Below are 17120 nucleotides of genomic sequence, written 5' to 3'. Positions count from 1 at the left end.
CGCCAGCGATCAGTCGTGATCGAGCTTCTTGTCAGTGAATAGCGTGTCGCGCAATTCCTTGTCGAAAGTGGCGTCGTGGCGGCGGATCCATTCGAGAACCATCGCCGCGTGCTCCTTCTCCTCGTCGCGGTTGTGCTTGAGGATGGCGCGCAGCTCAACATCCTTGCAGGCATCCATGCGCTGGTTGTACCAATCGACCGCTTCGAGTTCCTCCATCAGCGAGACAATCGCCCGATGCATGTCGCGTGCTTCGTCCGTCAGTTCCGAAACGGGTTCGTGGTAGCCTTCATTTGCCATTTTGCAATCCTCCGACAAGCCTTCGGGTTGAACAATAAATCGAGAATGAATCGGCGCTGGTCGCGTTTCCGGTAATGATCATAGACCAACAAGCGTCATCGCAGAAGCATGATGGGGTGTCGGCACCAGCATCGCGGGAGCTTTTCCGGCACGGCGCCCAGCGAGTCGTCTCCACTTCCCGGAAGCTCGTGCCATGCGCGCACCAAGGGTCGGGTCGATCGGCGAGAACCGCTTTCAGCCTTGTTGGAAAGCGATGGCCCCAGGCTCAAGTCCGATCCGGCGAGATCAGCTGCACGTCGGGAGAAAACGGGCGCTGTACTTTCTTCTCCCGCGAGGGGAGACGGGAGTTTCGTGAGTCGCGTGCGCGACTTTCACATTAACATGTGTGACGCTGCCGACTGCCAGTCTCTCCCTCCACCAACGCAATCATTCAACAAATCGACTCCCTCATGGCGAATTTCCAACTGACTGACGCAGACCGTGCCGTGTTCTCTGCCGTTGCCGCGGCAAAGGCGCCCCCTGGCACCATCGTGCGTGATTTCGAAGCGCTACTCTCTTACCTCGGTGCGGACGGCATCCCGGTTTCGCCAAAGGAATGTGAGTTTGCCATTGCTCGCTTGCCCGAACTCAATAGCCTCTTGACTTATCCGGCGCCGATCGGTCTCAGCCGCGGCAGGCAGGCCTCCTATCCGCATGTAGATGGCTTACACCTGCTGTTGCGCTTCAGTCGGCTGGGGAGGATCGATCGTTCACGCAGCACGCCGCGGATGGTTCTAGATACGGCGATGCTCGCCAAGTGGCAGTTGCTCAATCCCACGGAGCAGTATTTCAGCTTGCTCGAACGCTGGTGGCATCTTGCAGATGGCGAGAACGACTTGTGGGGGTCGGCAGCCGGCAGGTTCGCGGAATACCGTTACGACTTCTTGAAGCGCAAGCGCCCGCACAGCGGGGCGAGCAAGCAGGAATCGCCCGACCCCTTGTCATACCTCCTCGGCAGCAGGCAGATCGCGCTCATGCAACTGTTCGGTCTGCTTGACATCGAGTCGGAAGCGGCCGTTGTCGGGCGAGGATGGAAGATCAAGCGAATGGCCGCGACGCGCTGGGGCTTGTCCGCCAGTGCCACCTATCTTAAGGCTTCCGGCTATAGCACCGGTGCTCTGCTGGAGCGCCTTCTCGTTCCTTCGGTCGAGAACTCGGCCGCGACGGAAGAACTCAGCGACGCGGATGCCGGGTTGTCGCCGTTTTATTCTTGGGCGAAGGTCGTGGTTCCGTCATTTCCGGCCTGGAGGAATATTCTCGGGGGAGTCGATGCCGTCGAGCCATTCCGCGGCAGCATGACCTTCAAGGTTTCACTTGGGCAGAGCGTATGGCGTCGCATCGTCGTGCCTGCGGCAAGCAGTTTCGAGGATCTTGCCGAGTTCATTCTGGATACCTTCGAATTCGACGATGAGCACCTGTACCAGTTTCGCTACCAGGACGAGTACGCAAGCCTGCGTATGCTCGCCGACCCGCGCTGTAGCGACGTCTATGACGATTGCGCAGACGAAGTGACACTGGGAGAGGCCGGGCTGCTTCCTGGGCAGCTTGTCGAATTCCGCTACGATTTTGGCGATAACTGGCGCTTCAAGGTGCTGCTCGAAAAGCGGGACGCGTCGGAAGGCGGAGGGAAGCCCGAGGTTCTCGCCGAACACGGCAAGCTGCCACAGCAATATCGGTGACCGCCCGTTGCGGAATTCTCCGCCTTTGGCGAACGCTGCCCGCGGCCACGGCAGCCCTCGGATGCTTGCCTTGCTGTACGGGCTACGCGTTTCACTGCGAGGTCAGCGAAGAAGAATCTCCCTCTTTGTGATCAGCCAGGCGTCCCTGTGTATTGAGCTGGTATGCCGTGCTGCGGCCATCGCCAGGTATCTTGCGTAACACGCGCCAGAGGAGCAGTTCGTTAATATCGCGCAGCGCGGTATCGACCGCACGCTGCAGGTTGTCGAGGAAGCACCGCAGCCAGTCGGTCACTTCCAGCGCACCCTTTTGCGTACGTTCCAGGATTTCGTAGTAGTCCTGTCGCTCGCGCTGTATTTGCGCTGACAGACTGTAGAAGCGTTGCGGGCTGCCATCGGCGCGGGCGCGAGTCCGCTATAGCCGGTCGGGAACAGTGCCGCGTGCCAGCCAAGCAGGCATTCTCGTGTCAGGCTCGCGGTGCTGCGCGTTGTCGCGTCAAGTACCATCTCGACCACGCCCTCCACGTGGCGATCGACTGCTGCCAGCGCTCCGACGTCCACGCCCAATCGGCGGGCGATGGACGAGCGCACGGAGTCGGCGTCGAGCCGCTCGTCCTCGATTTCGCTGGTCTTGAGGACATCCTCAGTCAGCGTCGTCAGGCTGGCCTGATCGCGCAGGGCAATGCCGACCTCGGCCAGCCGACCGAGAAGCAGACCTTGGGCCCGACTGACATCTGCCAGTGGCCCCGCCAGGGCCGACAGGTCGTAGCGCCACGTCGGCCAGTCAGCGGCCTGCCAGATGTAGGTGTAATCTCCCTCAGTCATGCGGTGATTATGGTCAGCTTTCAGCGCTGCGACAAGGTATTCGCCGCAGACGGCGCGGCGAATGTGTCCTTATTCTCCGCACGACCTCAACCAAGGACGTTTTGAATGCCAACCGCCTCGCTGGCCAAATCATCGAAAGCCAGGCCATCCGACTCCCGGGTGGCGTTCTTTCCGGTTGGTCCTGACAGCGGCGAACGATGGTATCGACGTACTTGGGGTCCAGTTCTATCAAGCTCGCGGACAGGCCAGACTTCTCGGCCGCGATCAACCTCGTTTCAGCACCGCCGAAGGCGTCAAGCACCAAGTCACCCGGGCGGCTCTAATTGCGGATCGCACGCTCGACGAGCTCCACCGGCTTCGTCGTCGGATGCAGATCGTTCTTGACCGACTTCTTGATCTGCGACACGTCGCTCTGCTCACGGTCACCGCAGCAGCCCATTGCGGATCGTTTTCCAGAATGTCGACCAGGACGTTGGTGTCGACCAGCAGCATCATCCCTCGCCACGTAGCAGCGTCATCAGATCGTCGGTGCGCCACTTGACATCGGCCTTGCCGCGGGCCGCCTCGAAGCGGTCGGGCTGCTGGCCCGCCCGCCTCTCGACCTTCTGAATGACCAGCTCCCCCTCGCGATTGACAGCGAAATCCACAGCACAACCGGGCTCGAGCTTGCGCGCATCACGAATCTGCTTGGGGATGGTGACCTGGCCTTTGCTGGTCAGCGTGGTCGACATGGCGATCCTCTTTGTATTACGCAATGCATCAATGTGATACCCGCGAGCATGGCACACAAGCGGCGCGATTCCGGTGAGCGAAGCCAGGCTGTTTCCCGGATAGTTTGTCGAACTGCGCTGGGATTTTGGCGACAACTTGCTCTTTTCCGCCTCATCGCTAACGCGCAGCGTCAAATCGCTGGATTGCCACGTCGGCTGCACCTTCTCGCAATATGCCGGTTTACCCAGGCACCTGTTCATTGCGCGCCTTCCCTGCGGACAGTCGCTCATAAACCTGGCACCCGAGCCACTTGGAAACGAGTTCCTGCATATCCGGCTTACCCATGTAGTCGGTGAACAGCTCTTCATTCAGATCCATGCGTTCGATGAACAGTGACTCCAGGACCTGCCGGAATACCAGTTGGAACTTGTCCAGCGAGTTGACTTCGGCTGCTTGCCGCAAGGACTCGTTCCGGCTGGCTGCCTCGGTAATCTGGTCGAAAAACAGTTGGTCTGCTTCGTTGAGTTCACCACCGAAACGCTGGTTGATGAAGTCTATCAAGCGTGACAACGAAAGGCGTTCCTCGCGCACCATCCCGGAACCCACCTCGCGTGGCCCGTCGAGAGCTTTGGCGTAACCCTCGTTCAGGCTGATTGAGCCTTCGCTGATCTTTTGCAGCCGGTAGTAATCGAGTTCGACTTCCTCGTCGAACTGGTATCCCGGCCCGCTCTTTCGCTTCGGAAGTTTCAACGCGAGGTGGCGCAAGTAGGTGAAGAGCTTTTCCAGATCGCTGTCCTGGTAGGGAATCACCTGGCTGAGGAAGCCGTACAGGTTCCGGAAGGCCTGGAGCTTGCCTCGCCAGAGTTCAGCTTCCTCCTCTTCCGTGTTCTGCAGTTGCTTGAAGCGAGCGACTGCCTCGTCGAGCACCGCGTTCATGGCTTTATGGTCACCGGGGCTTTGCCGCTGCTTGGGCGCAAAGAAAATTCGTGAGAAGTCGTCCACCTCCAATTGCCGGTAGATGCCAGTCGCATCAAGGTCGGCTTTTACCTGATAGAGCTTGTCCGGATCGACTTGCTCACCCATCACCGAGCCTTCGTAGTACTGCCGGAAGGCTTCCTGGATCTCTGCCGGGTCGTTGACGAAGTCCAGCACGAAGGTGTCGTCCTTCAGCGGATGTGTCCGGTTAAGGCGCGACAGGGTCTGCACGGCCTGGATGCCGGCCAGGCGTTTGTCCACGTACATGGTGTGCAGCATGGGTTGGTCGAAGCCCGTCTGGTACTTCTCGGCCACCAACAGCACCCGATAGTCAGGCCTGGCGAAGGTCTCGGGCAGCTCCTTCTCTGTCACGCCGCCGTTCATCGCGACCTCGGTGTACGACTTTTCGGGGGTCTTGTCGTCTTCCACCGTGCCCGAGAATGCCACCAGGCTCTTGATCGGGTAGCCCATCTTCTGAATGTAGCGGTCGAACTCCTGCTTGTAGCGCACAGCCTCCAGGCGCGAGCCCGTGACGACCATGGCCTTGGCGTGGCCGCCGATCTTGTGCCGCGTGAAATGCTGGAAGTGTTCCACCATCACCTCGGTCTTCTGGCCGATGTTGTGCGGGTGCAGGCGCATGAAGCGGGCCAGCGCCTTGGCCGCCTTCTTGCGCTCGACGTTGGGGTCGTCCTCGGCCTTCTTGAGCAGCTTGTAGTAGGTCTTGTAAGTGACGTAGCTCATGAGCACGTCCTCGATGAAGCCTTCGTCAATGGCTTGACGCATCGTGTAGCGGTGAAACGGCTCGCCGTTGCGCCCGAAAATTGCCAGCGTCTTGTGCTTGGGCGTCGCCGTGAAGGCGAAGAAGCTCATGTTGGGCTGCCGGCCACGCTTGGCCATGGAACGGAACAAGCGCTCCAGTTCGACCTCGCCCTCCTCTTCGGCCATCTCCTGGGCCTTCTTGCGCAATTCGGCGCCGCCCAGCACGCCCTTGAGTTCGGTGGCCGTCTCCCCCGACTGCGAGCTGTGTGCTTCGTCGATGATCACCGCGTATTTGCGCGTCGGCAGGTGGCTCCTGCCGCCCTCGCCGCGCTCCTCACTCAGCTTGGCCAGCTGCCCGGAGACGAAGGGGAACTTCTGCAGTGTCGTGATGATGATCGGCACACCCGCTTCCAGCGCCTCTGCGAGCTGCCGCGAGTCCTCGTCGATCTTCTGCACCACGCCCTGGCGGTGGTCGAACTGGTAGATCGTATTCTGCAACTGCCTGTCCAGCACCACGCGATCGGTGATCACCACCACGCTGTCGAAAAGCCGTTGGTCCTGCCCGTTGTGCAGGCTGGAAAGGCGATGCGCCAGCCAGGCCAGGGTGTTGCTCTTGCCGCTGCCGGCCGAGTGCTCCACCAGGTAGTTGTGGCCGACACCCTCCGTTGCGGCGGCGCCCACGATCTGGCGCACGGCTTGCAGCTGGTGGTAGCGCGGAAAGATCAGGTTTTCCTTGCGCAGCTTCTTGCCGTCGTCCGCCACTTTCTCCTCAACATCTACATGCAGAAAGCGGGCAAGCAGGTCCAGCAGGCTGTCACGCTGCAGCACTTCCTCCCACAGGTAGGCCGTCTTGTAGTTGCGACCGGCCTTGTCGGGCGGATTGCCGGCGCCGCCGTCCGCACCCCGGTTGAAGGGCAGAAAGTGCGTTGCCGGGCCCGCCAGCCGCGTCGCCATGTGCGCCTCTTCCGTGTCCACTGCGAAGTGCACCAAGGTTCGCTTGGTGAACTCGAAGATGGGTTCACGCGGATCGCGGTCGTTGCGGTACTGGTGGATGGCATTGGCCACCGTCTGCCCGCTCAGCGGGTTCTTGAGTTCCAGGGTCACCACGGGGATGCCATTGACCGACAACACCACGTCCAACGATTTCTCGCTCTTCGGACTGAAGTGCAGTTGTCGGGTCAGGCCGAGCCGATTGGCCTGGTAGCGCGCCTCCAGCTCCGGGTTAAGTCCGTGCGCCGGGCGAAAGAACGCGACACGCAGGGTCTTGCCGAAACACTTGAAGCCGTGCCGAAGCGTGGCTAGGGCACCATGCGTGTTCAGCCATTTGCACAGTGATTCCAGAACGCGGTCCCCGGTTTGCGCACCGTGCAGGGCATCGAGCTTCTTCCACACGCTCTCCTGGGTGGCTTGGATGAACGCCAGTACCTCCGCTGCGAAGATGCTCCGCTCGCGATCGAAGCCCTGGCCATCGACGGGTGTATAGCCATTGCCCAGCAAAACCGACTCAATGGCGGTTTCAAAGGCGGCCTCGCTGGTTCGGTTCACAAGATCATCCTTTACTCCCTCAACGCTTAAGTTAAAGATGCCAAGATTTCTTTAACTTAAAAGCAACTCAAGGTAACGTTGAAAAGCATAGCGCTGCTCGCCGTGCAGCGCCTCAAGCTTCTCCCGAAGCCTGGCTTGGGCAGTGCGAATGAACCCCGGCGCTTCAACCGGCAGAATCCCCCGATGACGGTCGAAGCCTTTGCCGTCGACCCAATTGTGACCGGCGTCCGGCACGACCGATTCGATGGCGGTTGCGATAGCGGCTTCGCTGGAACGCGTCATGGCTTCTTCCCCAAGACAAACTTGGCCTGTTCGCGCCGCAACATCTCGTAAGGCGTCGTAAAACGCAGATTCAAGCCGCTGCAGACGTTCGGTATCTTGATTCGTTTTGCCGAGTTCGCCGGCACCTCGTGGGTGACAACCGTTTGCCCGCGCGCCAGCGCATGCGCGATGAGGTAGAAGTCCGCCACCTGCAAGAAGGTGTTGATCGCCGCCGGCTCGTACTGCTGGCCGGTGATCCAGGTGCTGACGGCGCCGAATTGCGCTGCGACCGCCGCATCGGTCTTGAGGAACATGCCGTCGCCGTGATCGCGTACCGAATCGGTGAGTTCATCACCGCCGGCGGCGATTTCGTCGCCTACCTTGTCGATACTGGCCACTTTTCCCGCGGCATGGTTTTCGAGCAGCCATTCCCCGAAGGCGGGGCAGAAGTCCAGCCCGTAGTGCAGATTCTTGGCCTGAATGAACACATTCGCATCGAGCAGGTAGATCACAGCATCACCCCCAACTCGCGCGCAGCCTGGTAGAACGTAGCGGATTTGCGCACGCCCAGCAGGCGGAAGGCATCCTGAAACAAGGTCTGCCCTTCCAAGGCGCTGCCTACCAGGGCCCGCGCAAAGCGCTTGCCGGTGCGCGCACCCAGGGTCCGGTAGAAGTCACCGCCGCCGCCAGTGCGCTCCAGCGTGCGCAGGCGTTCGACTTCCTTGCGGTAGTGCTGCCATAGTGTGGCTGCGTTGATCAGGCCTGCGTCGAACAAGCGCCGCAGCGCCACCAGCGTACTGACCTTGAACAGCCGAGCCAGGCGTTGAATTTCCTGTTCAATGGCTGCCTCGCGCTGCACCGCTTCTCGCATGACCGCCAGCGGCATCAGCAACTCAGCGGCGACCTTGTTACACCAGCGTTCGGTAGTTCGCTCAGGCACACGGCCGGCTTCAGCATCCGATATGCCGCTTTGTCCCAGGGCCAGATGGGCCAGTTCATGCGCCAGGCTGAACATTTGCGCTGCTTTGCTATCGCCTGCGTTCAAGAACACTAGGGGAGCTAGGTGATCGGCCAGGGCGAAGCCGCGAAACTCGTCGACATCGAGCTTGCGGTGACTGTTGGCACCGACAATGGAGCTGGCCATCACCAGCACGCCGGCATCCTCGGTGCGCGCGATCAATTGCCGCAGGGCATCGGTCCACGTCGGCAAGGTCTGTCGCTCGGTAACAGACAAGTCCAGCGTATCGCGCAGCTTCTCAGCCACGGCTTCAGGGACATCACCAACGCGGACCTCACCGACGAAGGGTACAGGCGGGAGACCATTGATCTGGGCGTACTCGCGAAACCAGTCCTGGCGCCGCTGGCACAGGTAAACGGTATCCAGCAGGTCATTGCTCGGTTCGCGCACGGGCGCGTCGCGCAAGCTCCGGAAGTCCGGCACCGGCAGTTCCATGCGCGGTGGTTCGGGCAGGAAAAAGTAGCCGAACGGCGTATGGGTCATGCGGGCGAAATCTTCGATTTGCCTCAGCGTCGGTTGCGCCTCACCGCTGAGCCACAGCGGCCACTTGCGAAAACGCTTCACCAGCGCAAAATCGTCCAACCGCGCCCGCTCGGCGGCCCAGCGCAGCACCGGTATCGAGGCGGGTACGGTAAGGTTCATGGCTGCAGCTCCTCAAGCGGAATCTGGCCGGTCACGGCGGCGGTGATCAGGGCGGCGCGACGTTCCATCAGTAGATTGAGTGAGTTTTGAATCTCCGACTGAAGCGGTTCAGCAACATCAAGCGACTTCCTTATATGGGCGCATATTTCCAACTGCTCACCGGTTGGCGGAACAGGAATTCTCATGTTGGCCAGTTGTTCGCAAGTGATTGCCCCTTTGGTACTGCCTGCACCATCGCTGTCGCTGCGAAGAAACGCATAGGCATGACCCAACCAGTGGCATAGATAACCCGGATGGAGCGCGTCGCAGTGTGGCTTGATGAACGCGAGATGCTGATTTATCGTGGCCTCGATGCCCAGCAGTGACGACAAGGCGCGCGTCCTTCCTTGTCCGGTGATGCCGACCAGTACAGCTGGCGGCTGGATCTTTGGCAAGTGGCATTCTTTCAGTGCGGTTTCAGTCACGAACCGACTTGCCTTTATGACGAGCGGCTCATTCACGACGGAGCTGTTCAGCCATGGGTAGCCATCGTCGCTCCAATAGCTGGCATTTTCAACCGAAGGTGTCGAGCCGTTGCCAACGACGGCCAAGTATTTGATGGGCTGAACTTCCCAATGCGCAGGAACCTCGCCCAGCCAATCCTGATCGGAGGGTTTCAGCGGGGCGTTGGGGTCGAGGCCGCGGGTGACGACGCGGCTGATGAGGGCGGCGCGCTTTTCTTCCAGCAGCCCCAGCATGCGTTCCTTCTCGGCGATCAGCCCGTCGATGCGGGCGATTTCGCCATCGAGGTAGTTGGCGATGCGAACTTGCGCTGGCAATGGTGGCAGAGACAGCACCGCAAGACCGATCGAATCTTTTGGCAAGCCGTAGCGTGTGACGCCAGTAGCTTCAAGTTCAAGCTGAAGGGCTACGGGCCGCGACTGCAAGCAACGGAACAGGAATCGCCCGTCGAGAACCTCTTTCCTCGGACGAATGAATGCGAGGTGATAGCCACAAACAAAATCGTCCGCAGTGCCCTCCACATACGCAGGAACGGCGATGTCGTTCCAGGATTCAGAGTCCTTCGTGATGACTACATCGCCAACCTCCAGGTGAAAGCGCTCGATTTCTTGCGGCGTGGCAGTGGCTGCCATCAGTTCCATGTCGGGCGAGACTCGGTCGTTCTTGTATACATCCGTGTAGTTGCACAGACGAACCGGCAATTCGTCGTCGAAGGAATGCTTGTCAACGTTGCTGACAAAAAAATTACAAGTAGCCTTAAGCGGCACGCGTCGCCACCCCTCGGGAAGCAAGGCCAGAAGGTCGGTGCCGTTCACTCCGTTACCTCCCGCAGCAGCTCCAGGATCCGCTGCTCCACGCCAGCCAGTTCCGCATCGATCTCGTGCAGCGGGCGCGGCGGCTGGTACTGGAAGAACACGCGGTTGAAGTTGATCTCGTAGCCGACCTTGCCGATGCCGCCGTCCTGCTCGTCCAGTGTGTCGCGGTCGATCCAGGCGTCGGCCACGTAGGGGCGCACTTCGCGCAGCACGTAGCTGACGATGTCGTCCTTCAGCGAAATGTTTTCGGCGTCCTTCAGCGCCGGGTCGGGTTCGTACTCGATGTGCTTGCCCCTGCCATCGGCATGCAGGCCCAGCAGGGCGTAGAGCGCATCCTTGCCGAGGTCGGCGGGCAGCGTCTGGCCGGGAAGCAGGGCGGCGCCGTCCAGCTGCTCGACCTTGTGATGCTTGGCGATGACCGGCGCGGCCTCGGGGTCCACGATGGTGAAGCAGTCGCGGAAGATCTTCTTCTGCGCCGTGCCCTTGGCGCCCCTGGTCCAAGCTTCGACGTCACTGGGCAGGGTCTTTAACACCTGCTGCACGTCATCCCACGCTCGGTTCCAGTCCAGCTGCGGTTCGCTACCAAGCCGGTCTTGTACTACCTGCAGGGCATCGAACAACTCGGGGCAAGCGTCGAGAAATCGCTCACGTGCTTCGCCGGTGATCTCGAAGCGCAGACGCAGTGGGCGATGGACGGTGATGCGGCGATAGCCGAAATCCGCGTTGTCAAACACGCGGCTGGTCTTGCTGTCCTTCAGCGCGCCATGTTCGCGGGTGATGGTGTCGAGAGCGGCCTGATCCAGAAAGCGGCGCTTGTCGCCGAGGCTGCGCTTCATCGGCGTGTAGCGCTCGCGCGCGTCGATCAACTGAATCTTGCCCTTGCGGTGCGGCCCCTTGCGGTTAGTGACCACCCAGATAAAGGTGCCGATGCCGGTGTTGTAGAACATCTGCTCGGGCAGGGCGACGATGGCTTCGAGCTGGTCACGCTCGATGATCCAGCGGCGAATCTCGCTCTCGCCGCTGCCGGCACCGCCGGTAAACAGCGGCGAGCCATTGAAAACGATGGCGGTGCGCGAACCGGGCTTGTTGCGGTTGCCGGGAGCGTAGTCCTCGAACTTGCTCATCATGTAGAGCAGGAACAGCAACGCGCCGTCGTTGATGCGCGGCAGCTTGCCGCTGTAGCCGCGGAAGCTGGGCCAGCGGTCGATGATCTTCTTCTCCGCCTTCCAGTCCACGCCGAAAGGCGGGTTGGCCAGCAGGTAGTCGAAGTGCTGGTCGGGGAAAGGGTCGTCGGTGAGGGTGTTGCCCAGCACTACCTGGCCATCCTTGTGCCCCTTGATCAGCAGGTCGGAGGCCGCAACGGCATAGGAGCGCGGGTTGTAGTCCTGGCCGAAGACCTTGACCGTGGCCTGTTCGTTATGGGCACGAATCCAGTTCTGTGCTTCGGCCAGCATGCCGCCGGTGCCGCAGGCGGGATCGCAGATTGTGACGATGATGCCGGCCTGCGTGAGCACCTGGGTATCGGGCTCCAACAGCAGGTTGACCATGAGCTGTATGACTTCGCGCGGCGTGAAGTGGTCACCTGCGGTTTCGTTGGCAGCTTCGTTGAAGCGGCGGATCAGGTCCTCGAACACCAGTCCCATGGTGATGTTGTCGACTGTGCGCGGGTGCAAGTCGATCTCGGCGAACTGGGCGACGACCTGATAGAGGCGGTTGGATTCTTCGAGTTTCTCGATTTCCTTCTCGAATTCGAAGCGTTCGAAGATCCTGCGGACATTCTCGGAGAAGCTGTTGATGTAGTCAGCCAGGTGGCGGCCGATGTTGTCCGGGTCGCCCTTGAGTTTGTGGAAGTCGAGCTGGCTGTGGTTGTGGAAGCCGAGCGGCTTGCCGTCTTCATCCTTCGCCAGGTTGTTGAGAACGGCGTCGATGTTGGGTATGCGCTTGGCACGGAGCTCGGCGTAGCGTTTCAGCACCGCGTCCTTGCTGAGCGTCAGCACCGCGTCGAAACGGCGCAACACGGTGAGCGGCAGCATCACGCGCTCGTACTGCGGCGGGCGATAGGGGCCGCGCAAGAGGTCAGCCACGGACCAGATGAAGTTGGCGAGTTGTTGGAAACCGGTGCTCATAAACGAATCCTGCAATTAGTTGCCGCGTGGGGGATACGGCATGTGGTCTCGTCTACCCCGTGTCTTGCTGCTGATCAGAATCGTTCTCATTTTGCCCATTGGCTTGGCGCAAGCACTGCAACCGGAGCAAACAGAAAATGACGCCCTGACAAACGCTTGCGACAGGTTCTCGTGCTGTTTGACGCGTCAGCTTGGCCCAGGTCTGGCCGATAAGCCGAGTTTTGAGCCAAGTTACGGAAGACCGTAGCGTGTCCCACTTCGTATCCCCTCTGAGTGCAGCTTGCCATCTTTGAGCAGCTGTTCGATACCGCGCCGGATACGCGAACGCGGAATCTCCAGACCGCTGCGCTGGTGAATATCACCAATCCTGGACTGCGGGTAGCGCCCAACATCTTCCACAATCAGAGCCAGTAGCCGGAGCGGCTTGATGCGCTTGAGTGTGGTGCCGCCAACAAAGTCCAGGCTGCGCAGCAGCACTGCTTCGACCGGGGCTAGCTCTACTGTATTGGCTTGTTCGCAGGCGGTGAGCGCATCGTAACAGGAGGCCGCATCAACGGCCAACGCTTGAGGCTTTGCGATGGCCCAAGCTGTCAAATGCAAGCAGCGGTGATTTGTGCATCATGCGCCAAGGGGGAGGCGGCGCGATGCTTACTCCATTTCTCAAGTCCCCTGTTTTTGGTGGTGGACGCTTGGCTTTTTGATCGATCAGCACCTGTACGGTGGCGTCGAGACAAACAAAAAGCCCCAGCCGAGAACGGCTGAGGCTTCGTGTCTGGTGGTGCGTGGTTCCCTGGAAACAAACTCGCTATCGGGGCGTGTGAGTACTGGTGCGGGTAGCTGCGGAAGACTGCGTTCGGCCGTTAGGCCCCGAGCAGACGGCGCGCAAGTAACGATTGCATGTCCCGCCGACCATCGGCGATCACATAAATGAAGACCTTCTGACCCATGACGCGGTAGATCACTCGATAGGGCTTGAAGGCGGTCTGCCTATAATCCCGGATGCCGAGGGCAACCAGTTCCTTGGGGTAGGCACCACGCTCCGGGAAGGCAGTCAGGCTCTCTACAACCTCCAACAAACGATCAAGGACGTAATCGGAATTGGCCTTGCAGTCGAATTCAGCGATGTAGCCGTAAATCGATTCGAGATCCTGCTCGGCACCCGCGGTCAGCACTACCTCGTACTTGGGCCCAGCCATTACCTGGCTGCCGGTTTGGCCCGCAACCTTGCGACAACATCACCCACGGGCTTCACTTTCCCAGCTTCGATTTCCGCATTACCCAGAGCGAGAATTTTCAGCAGCGCCAAGGTTTCCTGTGTTTCTTCGTAGGAAGCGACATCCTGAATGACCGCCTTGGCTTCGCCATTCTGGGTGATGACGAGCGGCTCTCGCCCCTCCGTCAGCTGAGCCAAGACTTCGGCGGCGTTTGCCTTGAGGTAACTGATGGGTTTGATTTGAGACGAGTAGCGCACGGCCTGCCTCCTCGATACAATGGAGACTTAATATAGTCCTTATTCAGTCTTGCTGCAACAGCTGATCAATCCGCTCGCGCACCCAACCAAAGCGCAGATGTTCCGACTGCGTAACCGGTACCTCTGCGCGTGTCGCGGCCAACCTGAAACTGGCCGCCATCCGCTGGCGTGAAACCGGGTGTTCTTCGAGCCGTTGATGTAAAGCTGGTTTTTCTGGCTCTATGCCGTTTCGTGTGGAACAAGCCGCTGACCACCGCCGCCAGCCGAGGTGCTCCGCGATCCAGAGCCGTGATGTTGCCGGTGTCCGCGCCGGCGTTGAGGACGCGGTCAAGGGCGGGCGAAGCGTATCTGTCCGGGTAATGGGGTTTTTGGCCAATCAAGGTGATCGGCTGTCGCGCTCAACCTTCACCTTGAGGCGCAGAACTCAGAAACCGTTGTGCTCGTTGTGGAAGGCTACGCGTTCAACGAGGCTGGCGAGGTGGTCAAGTTCGGCGGGGGCGTCAGGCATGGAAGGGTGTGGTCAGGCCGCCTGCTGAAGTGGTGTGTTCCTGACTGACACCTCGACGCGTTCCCGCAGTTGCTTACCAGCCGTGAAGTGGGGTGCATATTTCGCGGGCAGCGGAACCGTGACCCCGGTTCTTGGATTGCGCCCGGTTCTCGCTGGACGGTAGTTCAGCCGAAAACCTCCGAAACCACGGATTTCGACTCGATCTCCTTGTGCAAGGGAGCGCCCGATGGCGTCAAGGATTTCCTTTACGGCGATGTCGGCATCCTTCACCGTCAGCGCAGGAAAGCGGGATGCGATGGTGGCGATCAGATCAGCGCGGGTCATAGGGCGCATTCTACCGTCGGCAGCTTGGGGTGCCTGACATTGCCGGGCAAGGCTGACCACAGAAACACCTAACCTTGGACTTCTTCTCCAGGTCTTGTACTCACCGGAACGGACCCAGGGTGTATCCTGCTTCTTCCTCAGTCACCACGTCATCAGCATGAACCGCTACCTCGGTGTTGACTCACTACGAACGATCGCTCAGGTGCGTGCACGCGAGCCAGAGTGGTTTGCGCTCGCCGACGATGTCGGTGCGTACGCTGGTGACTTGATGCATGACCTACACGTCCCGCGTGGGGACAAACGATTGTTGCTCGCAGCGTTGCTGTACCGACGGGTCACTGGAGCCTTCGAGGCCCTGATGGTTCTGGCTGAGCGCGGTATGTACACCGAAGGTCTGGCGACGCGCCGAGCCATGCTTCAAGCGCTGTTTGTACTGGGCGCGATTTGCAATCAGCCTACGCTTGTCGAGGACTACATCAAGAACGATGAGCATCGCCGCCGAGATATCTTCAAGAACATCAAGAAGCTCAATCCAAAGCTTCGTGCTGCGTTGGCTCCCGAACTGACCCCTGAAGTAGTAGATCAGAGCGTCGCTGAACTGGAGTGCTCGACGAAGTGTGTCACCCATCTTGGGCCTGGACGATACGCGCAAGCCGCGAAGCTGAACGACCTTTACCTGACGGACTATGCGTTCCTGTCAGAGGCAGCCCATCACGTCGCCAAAGACCTGGAAAGAAATATCGCGCTCGACGCTGATGGGGATGTCGATGGTTTCTATTGGGGGCCCGAACCCGACCGACCTTCTACGCTGCTCTTTCCCGCGACCGACCACATGCTGATGGCCGCCCATACCGTTGCAACCATGTTCAACTTAGACCGTGCGCCCCTTCTGGAGCAACTTCGGCAGCGCGTAGAAAACATGTTCAAGCGTCTTGTTAGCGGCTGCGTCGATCCGCGGAAATCTGGTGGCGACGAGAGCGGTGGGACGTGAACGACTCAGGCGTGAGGTCACCGGCGAACGGATCCGCGACAAGATCGCCGCCAGCAAACGTAAGGGCATGTGGATGGATGGCTCGTTGCCCTTGGGCTACGACGTGGAGAGCCGGCTGCTGGTGGTCAATGAAGTCGAGGCCCGTCTGGTCCGGCGCATCTTCACCGAATTCACGCGTTGTCGCTCGACGACCGATATGGTGCGGGATCTCACCGCCGATGGCCAGACCACCAAATCGGGGCGGCCGATCTTCAAGCAGATGCTCTACAAGATGATGCACAACCGCATCTATCTGGGCGAGATCCTCCACAAGGAGAAGTATTACCCCGGCCAGCACCAGGCCATCATCGATCGAGGTCTTTGGGATGCCGTCCATGCCATCATCCTGGCGGAGAACAATCGGCAGCGCGCATCGGAGACCTTGCGGCGCCGTCAGCCCGAGGCCTTGCTGCTCGGCCTGTTCTATACGCAGGACGGCGAACGTTTCCAGCCCGCCTTTACCCGCAAGGCCAATGGCAAGCTGTATCGCTATTACGCACCGATCCGCAAGGTGCGCTTCGGCGCCAAGGCCACGGGCGCCGGCAGGCTACCGGCGGAGCCCATCGAGCAGTTGGTGCTCGCCCAAGTCTACGCCGCGCTGAGGGCGCCAGAGGTGGTGCAGTCGGTATGCGACACGGTCGCGGCGACAACGCCAGAAGTGACCGAGCCGGAAGTGGTGCTGGCCCTGCGACACCTTGAAGACGTATGGGACCAACTCTTTCCGGCCGAGCGCCAGCGCATCGTCAACTTGCTGATCGAGCGGGTGACCCTGCGTAACGAAGGAATCGAAATTGTCTGGCGGGATATCGGATGGGCCACCCTGGTGGGTGAGATGCTGCCTGGCACGATTGGCGCGGAGTTGGCGGAGTTCGAGCAACTGCAGGAGTGCTTGACATGACGAAGATCATTCAAACGGGCGCAGCCGTCCAGCAGCAGGGTGCGAAGCTGACGACCTTAATTCCGCTTCACATCAGGCGAAGCGGCGGGCGCAAGGTCGTGATACCGGCGTCGACTTCTTCCGATTCGGCAGCGGAGCACCACACGCCAATCCTCACGGCGCTGTCGCGTGCATTCCACTGGCAGCGGTTGCTCGACGAGGGGCGAGTCAGCAGCGGGGCCGAGATCGCGCGCCAGGAGGGACTCAATCAGAGCTCCGTCAATGAACTGCTACGGCTGATGTTGCTGTCGCCGGAAACGGTCCGGCCCTGCTCGCGGGGCAGCAGCCGAAAACCTTGACCCTTGCATGGCTGAAGAACCACGAGCTGCCGGCGGATTGGGATGCGCAGCGGGAGGTGTTCGGCGGGCTCGACACGTAATGCGAGTTTGAAACCCCGCCGGTAGGCATTGTTGATTCACAACTGGTGGTCAAAAAACACAATAAAAACAACGACCCAATCCTTCGGCTACCCGAAGGATAAACGGAGAATAGAGAGGAATCGGGGCCGCGCAGGGCACGAAAACGCGCCCGAGACCACAGGTCGAGCCAACGCATCCTGCTGGAAACCCCGCCAACACTGGCGTTGCGGGCAACAAAAAGCCCCGACCGAGAACGGAAGGGGCTTCGTGTCTGGTGGTGCGTGGTTCCCTGGAAACAAAC

Annotated in this window: 16 protein-coding genes and 2 pseudogenes; 4 read left to right on the top strand and 14 right to left on the bottom strand. The window is 60.3% G+C overall.

The genetic code is table 11. The features are described from left to right. Positions 1-9 precede the first annotated feature (9 nt). Complete coding sequence (locus V5B40_RS15785; RefSeq protein ID WP_332355364.1) at positions 10-297, bottom strand: encapsulin-associated ferritin-like protein; 288 nt, start codon at positions 295-297, stop codon at positions 10-12. 449 nt (positions 298-746) lie between these two features. On the opposite strand from V5B40_RS15785, the gene V5B40_RS15780 reads away from it, so the two are divergent. Next, positions 747-2015 carry a plasmid pRiA4b ORF-3 family protein gene (locus tag V5B40_RS15780; RefSeq protein ID WP_332355363.1) on the top strand — a complete coding sequence of 423 codons (1269 nt, stop codon included), beginning with the start codon at positions 747-749 and terminating at the stop codon, positions 2013-2015. A 91-nt stretch (positions 2016-2106) separates the two neighbouring features. Here V5B40_RS15780 and V5B40_RS15775 read toward each other — a convergent pair. From V5B40_RS15775 to V5B40_RS15715, 13 genes and pseudogenes are all read right to left on the bottom strand, one after another. After that, positions 2107-2837: pseudogene (locus tag V5B40_RS15775) on the bottom strand (DUF4172 domain-containing protein). Between the two features lie 86 nt (positions 2838-2923). Beyond that, positions 2924-3267, bottom strand: a pseudogene (locus tag V5B40_RS15770) (DNA methyltransferase); the annotation flags it as partial. 61 nt (positions 3268-3328) lie between these two features. Beyond that, positions 3329-3808, bottom strand: coding sequence for an AbrB/MazE/SpoVT family DNA-binding domain-containing protein (locus V5B40_RS15765; protein WP_332355362.1), 480 nt, complete (start codon positions 3806-3808; stop codon positions 3329-3331). Further along, complete coding sequence (locus tag V5B40_RS15760) at positions 3789-6827, bottom strand: type I restriction endonuclease subunit R (RefSeq protein ID WP_332355361.1); 3039 nt, start codon at positions 6825-6827, stop codon at positions 3789-3791. The genes V5B40_RS15765 and V5B40_RS15760 overlap by 20 nt, the downstream gene beginning before the upstream one ends. Positions 6828-6878: 51 nt before the next feature. Next, complete coding sequence (locus tag V5B40_RS15755; protein WP_332355360.1) at positions 6879-7109, bottom strand: hypothetical protein; 231 nt, start codon at positions 7107-7109, stop codon at positions 6879-6881. Next, positions 7106-7600, bottom strand: a complete 495-nt coding sequence (locus V5B40_RS15750; protein ID WP_332355359.1) for a DUF4411 family protein — start codon at positions 7598-7600, stop codon at positions 7106-7108. Before V5B40_RS15750 ends, V5B40_RS15755 begins: the two co-directional genes overlap by 4 nt. After that, positions 7597-8748, bottom strand: a complete 1152-nt coding sequence (locus tag V5B40_RS15745) for an ImmA/IrrE family metallo-endopeptidase (protein ID WP_332355358.1) — start codon at positions 8746-8748, stop codon at positions 7597-7599. Before V5B40_RS15745 ends, V5B40_RS15750 begins: the two co-directional genes overlap by 4 nt. After that, on the bottom strand, positions 8745-10064 hold the full coding sequence (locus V5B40_RS15740; RefSeq protein WP_332355357.1) for a restriction endonuclease subunit S: 1320 nt from the start codon (positions 10062-10064) through the stop codon (positions 8745-8747). The genes V5B40_RS15745 and V5B40_RS15740 overlap by 4 nt, the downstream gene beginning before the upstream one ends. Further along, positions 10061-12190: a type I restriction-modification system subunit M gene (locus V5B40_RS15735; RefSeq protein ID WP_332355356.1), complete on the bottom strand. Its 2130-nt coding sequence runs from the start codon at positions 12188-12190 to the stop codon at positions 10061-10063. The genes V5B40_RS15740 and V5B40_RS15735 overlap by 4 nt, the downstream gene beginning before the upstream one ends. A gap of 231 nt (positions 12191-12421) precedes the next feature. Continuing rightward, positions 12422-12751 carry a hypothetical protein gene (locus V5B40_RS15730; protein WP_332355355.1) on the bottom strand — a complete coding sequence of 110 codons (330 nt, stop codon included), beginning with the start codon at positions 12749-12751 and terminating at the stop codon, positions 12422-12424. Positions 12752-13050: 299 nt separating this feature from the next. After that, positions 13051-13386, bottom strand: a complete 336-nt coding sequence (locus V5B40_RS15725) for a type II toxin-antitoxin system RelE/ParE family toxin (RefSeq protein ID WP_332355354.1) — start codon at positions 13384-13386, stop codon at positions 13051-13053. Continuing rightward, the gene (locus V5B40_RS15720; RefSeq protein WP_332355353.1) at positions 13386-13661 is read right to left on the bottom strand and encodes a type II toxin-antitoxin system Phd/YefM family antitoxin; all 276 of its coding nucleotides are present in this window, start codon (positions 13659-13661) and stop codon (positions 13386-13388) included. The genes V5B40_RS15725 and V5B40_RS15720 overlap by 1 nt, the downstream gene beginning before the upstream one ends. Before the next feature lie 520 nt (positions 13662-14181). Continuing rightward, entirely contained in the window at positions 14182-14493 is a 312-nt protein-coding gene (locus tag V5B40_RS15715) for an integration host factor subunit beta (protein ID WP_332355352.1), read from the bottom strand. Between the two features lie 157 nt (positions 14494-14650). On the opposite strand from V5B40_RS15715, the gene V5B40_RS15710 reads away from it, so the two are divergent. From V5B40_RS15710 to V5B40_RS15700, 3 genes are read left to right on the top strand one after another with little or no spacing between them, the layout of a single operon-like run. Beyond that, positions 14651-15484 (top strand): DUF5677 domain-containing protein, encoded by an 834-nt coding sequence (locus V5B40_RS15710; protein ID WP_332355351.1) that lies wholly within the window; start codon positions 14651-14653, stop codon positions 15482-15484. Next, the gene (locus tag V5B40_RS15705; protein ID WP_332355350.1) at positions 15459-16421 is read left to right on the top strand and encodes a recombinase family protein; all 963 of its coding nucleotides are present in this window, start codon (positions 15459-15461) and stop codon (positions 16419-16421) included. The genes V5B40_RS15710 and V5B40_RS15705 overlap by 26 nt, the downstream gene beginning before the upstream one ends. Beyond that, on the top strand, positions 16418-16759 hold the full coding sequence (locus tag V5B40_RS15700) for a hypothetical protein (RefSeq protein WP_332355349.1): 342 nt from the start codon (positions 16418-16420) through the stop codon (positions 16757-16759). The genes V5B40_RS15705 and V5B40_RS15700 overlap by 4 nt, the downstream gene beginning before the upstream one ends. Positions 16760-17120: the final 361 nt, after the last annotated feature.

It is taken from the genome of Candidatus Accumulibacter meliphilus (genome assembly GCF_036625345.1).
Lineage (GTDB): Bacteria > Pseudomonadota > Gammaproteobacteria > Burkholderiales > Rhodocyclaceae > Accumulibacter > Accumulibacter meliphilus.
The sequence above is the reverse complement of the archived record's forward strand: the minus strand, read 5'-3'. Positions and strand labels throughout refer to the sequence as shown.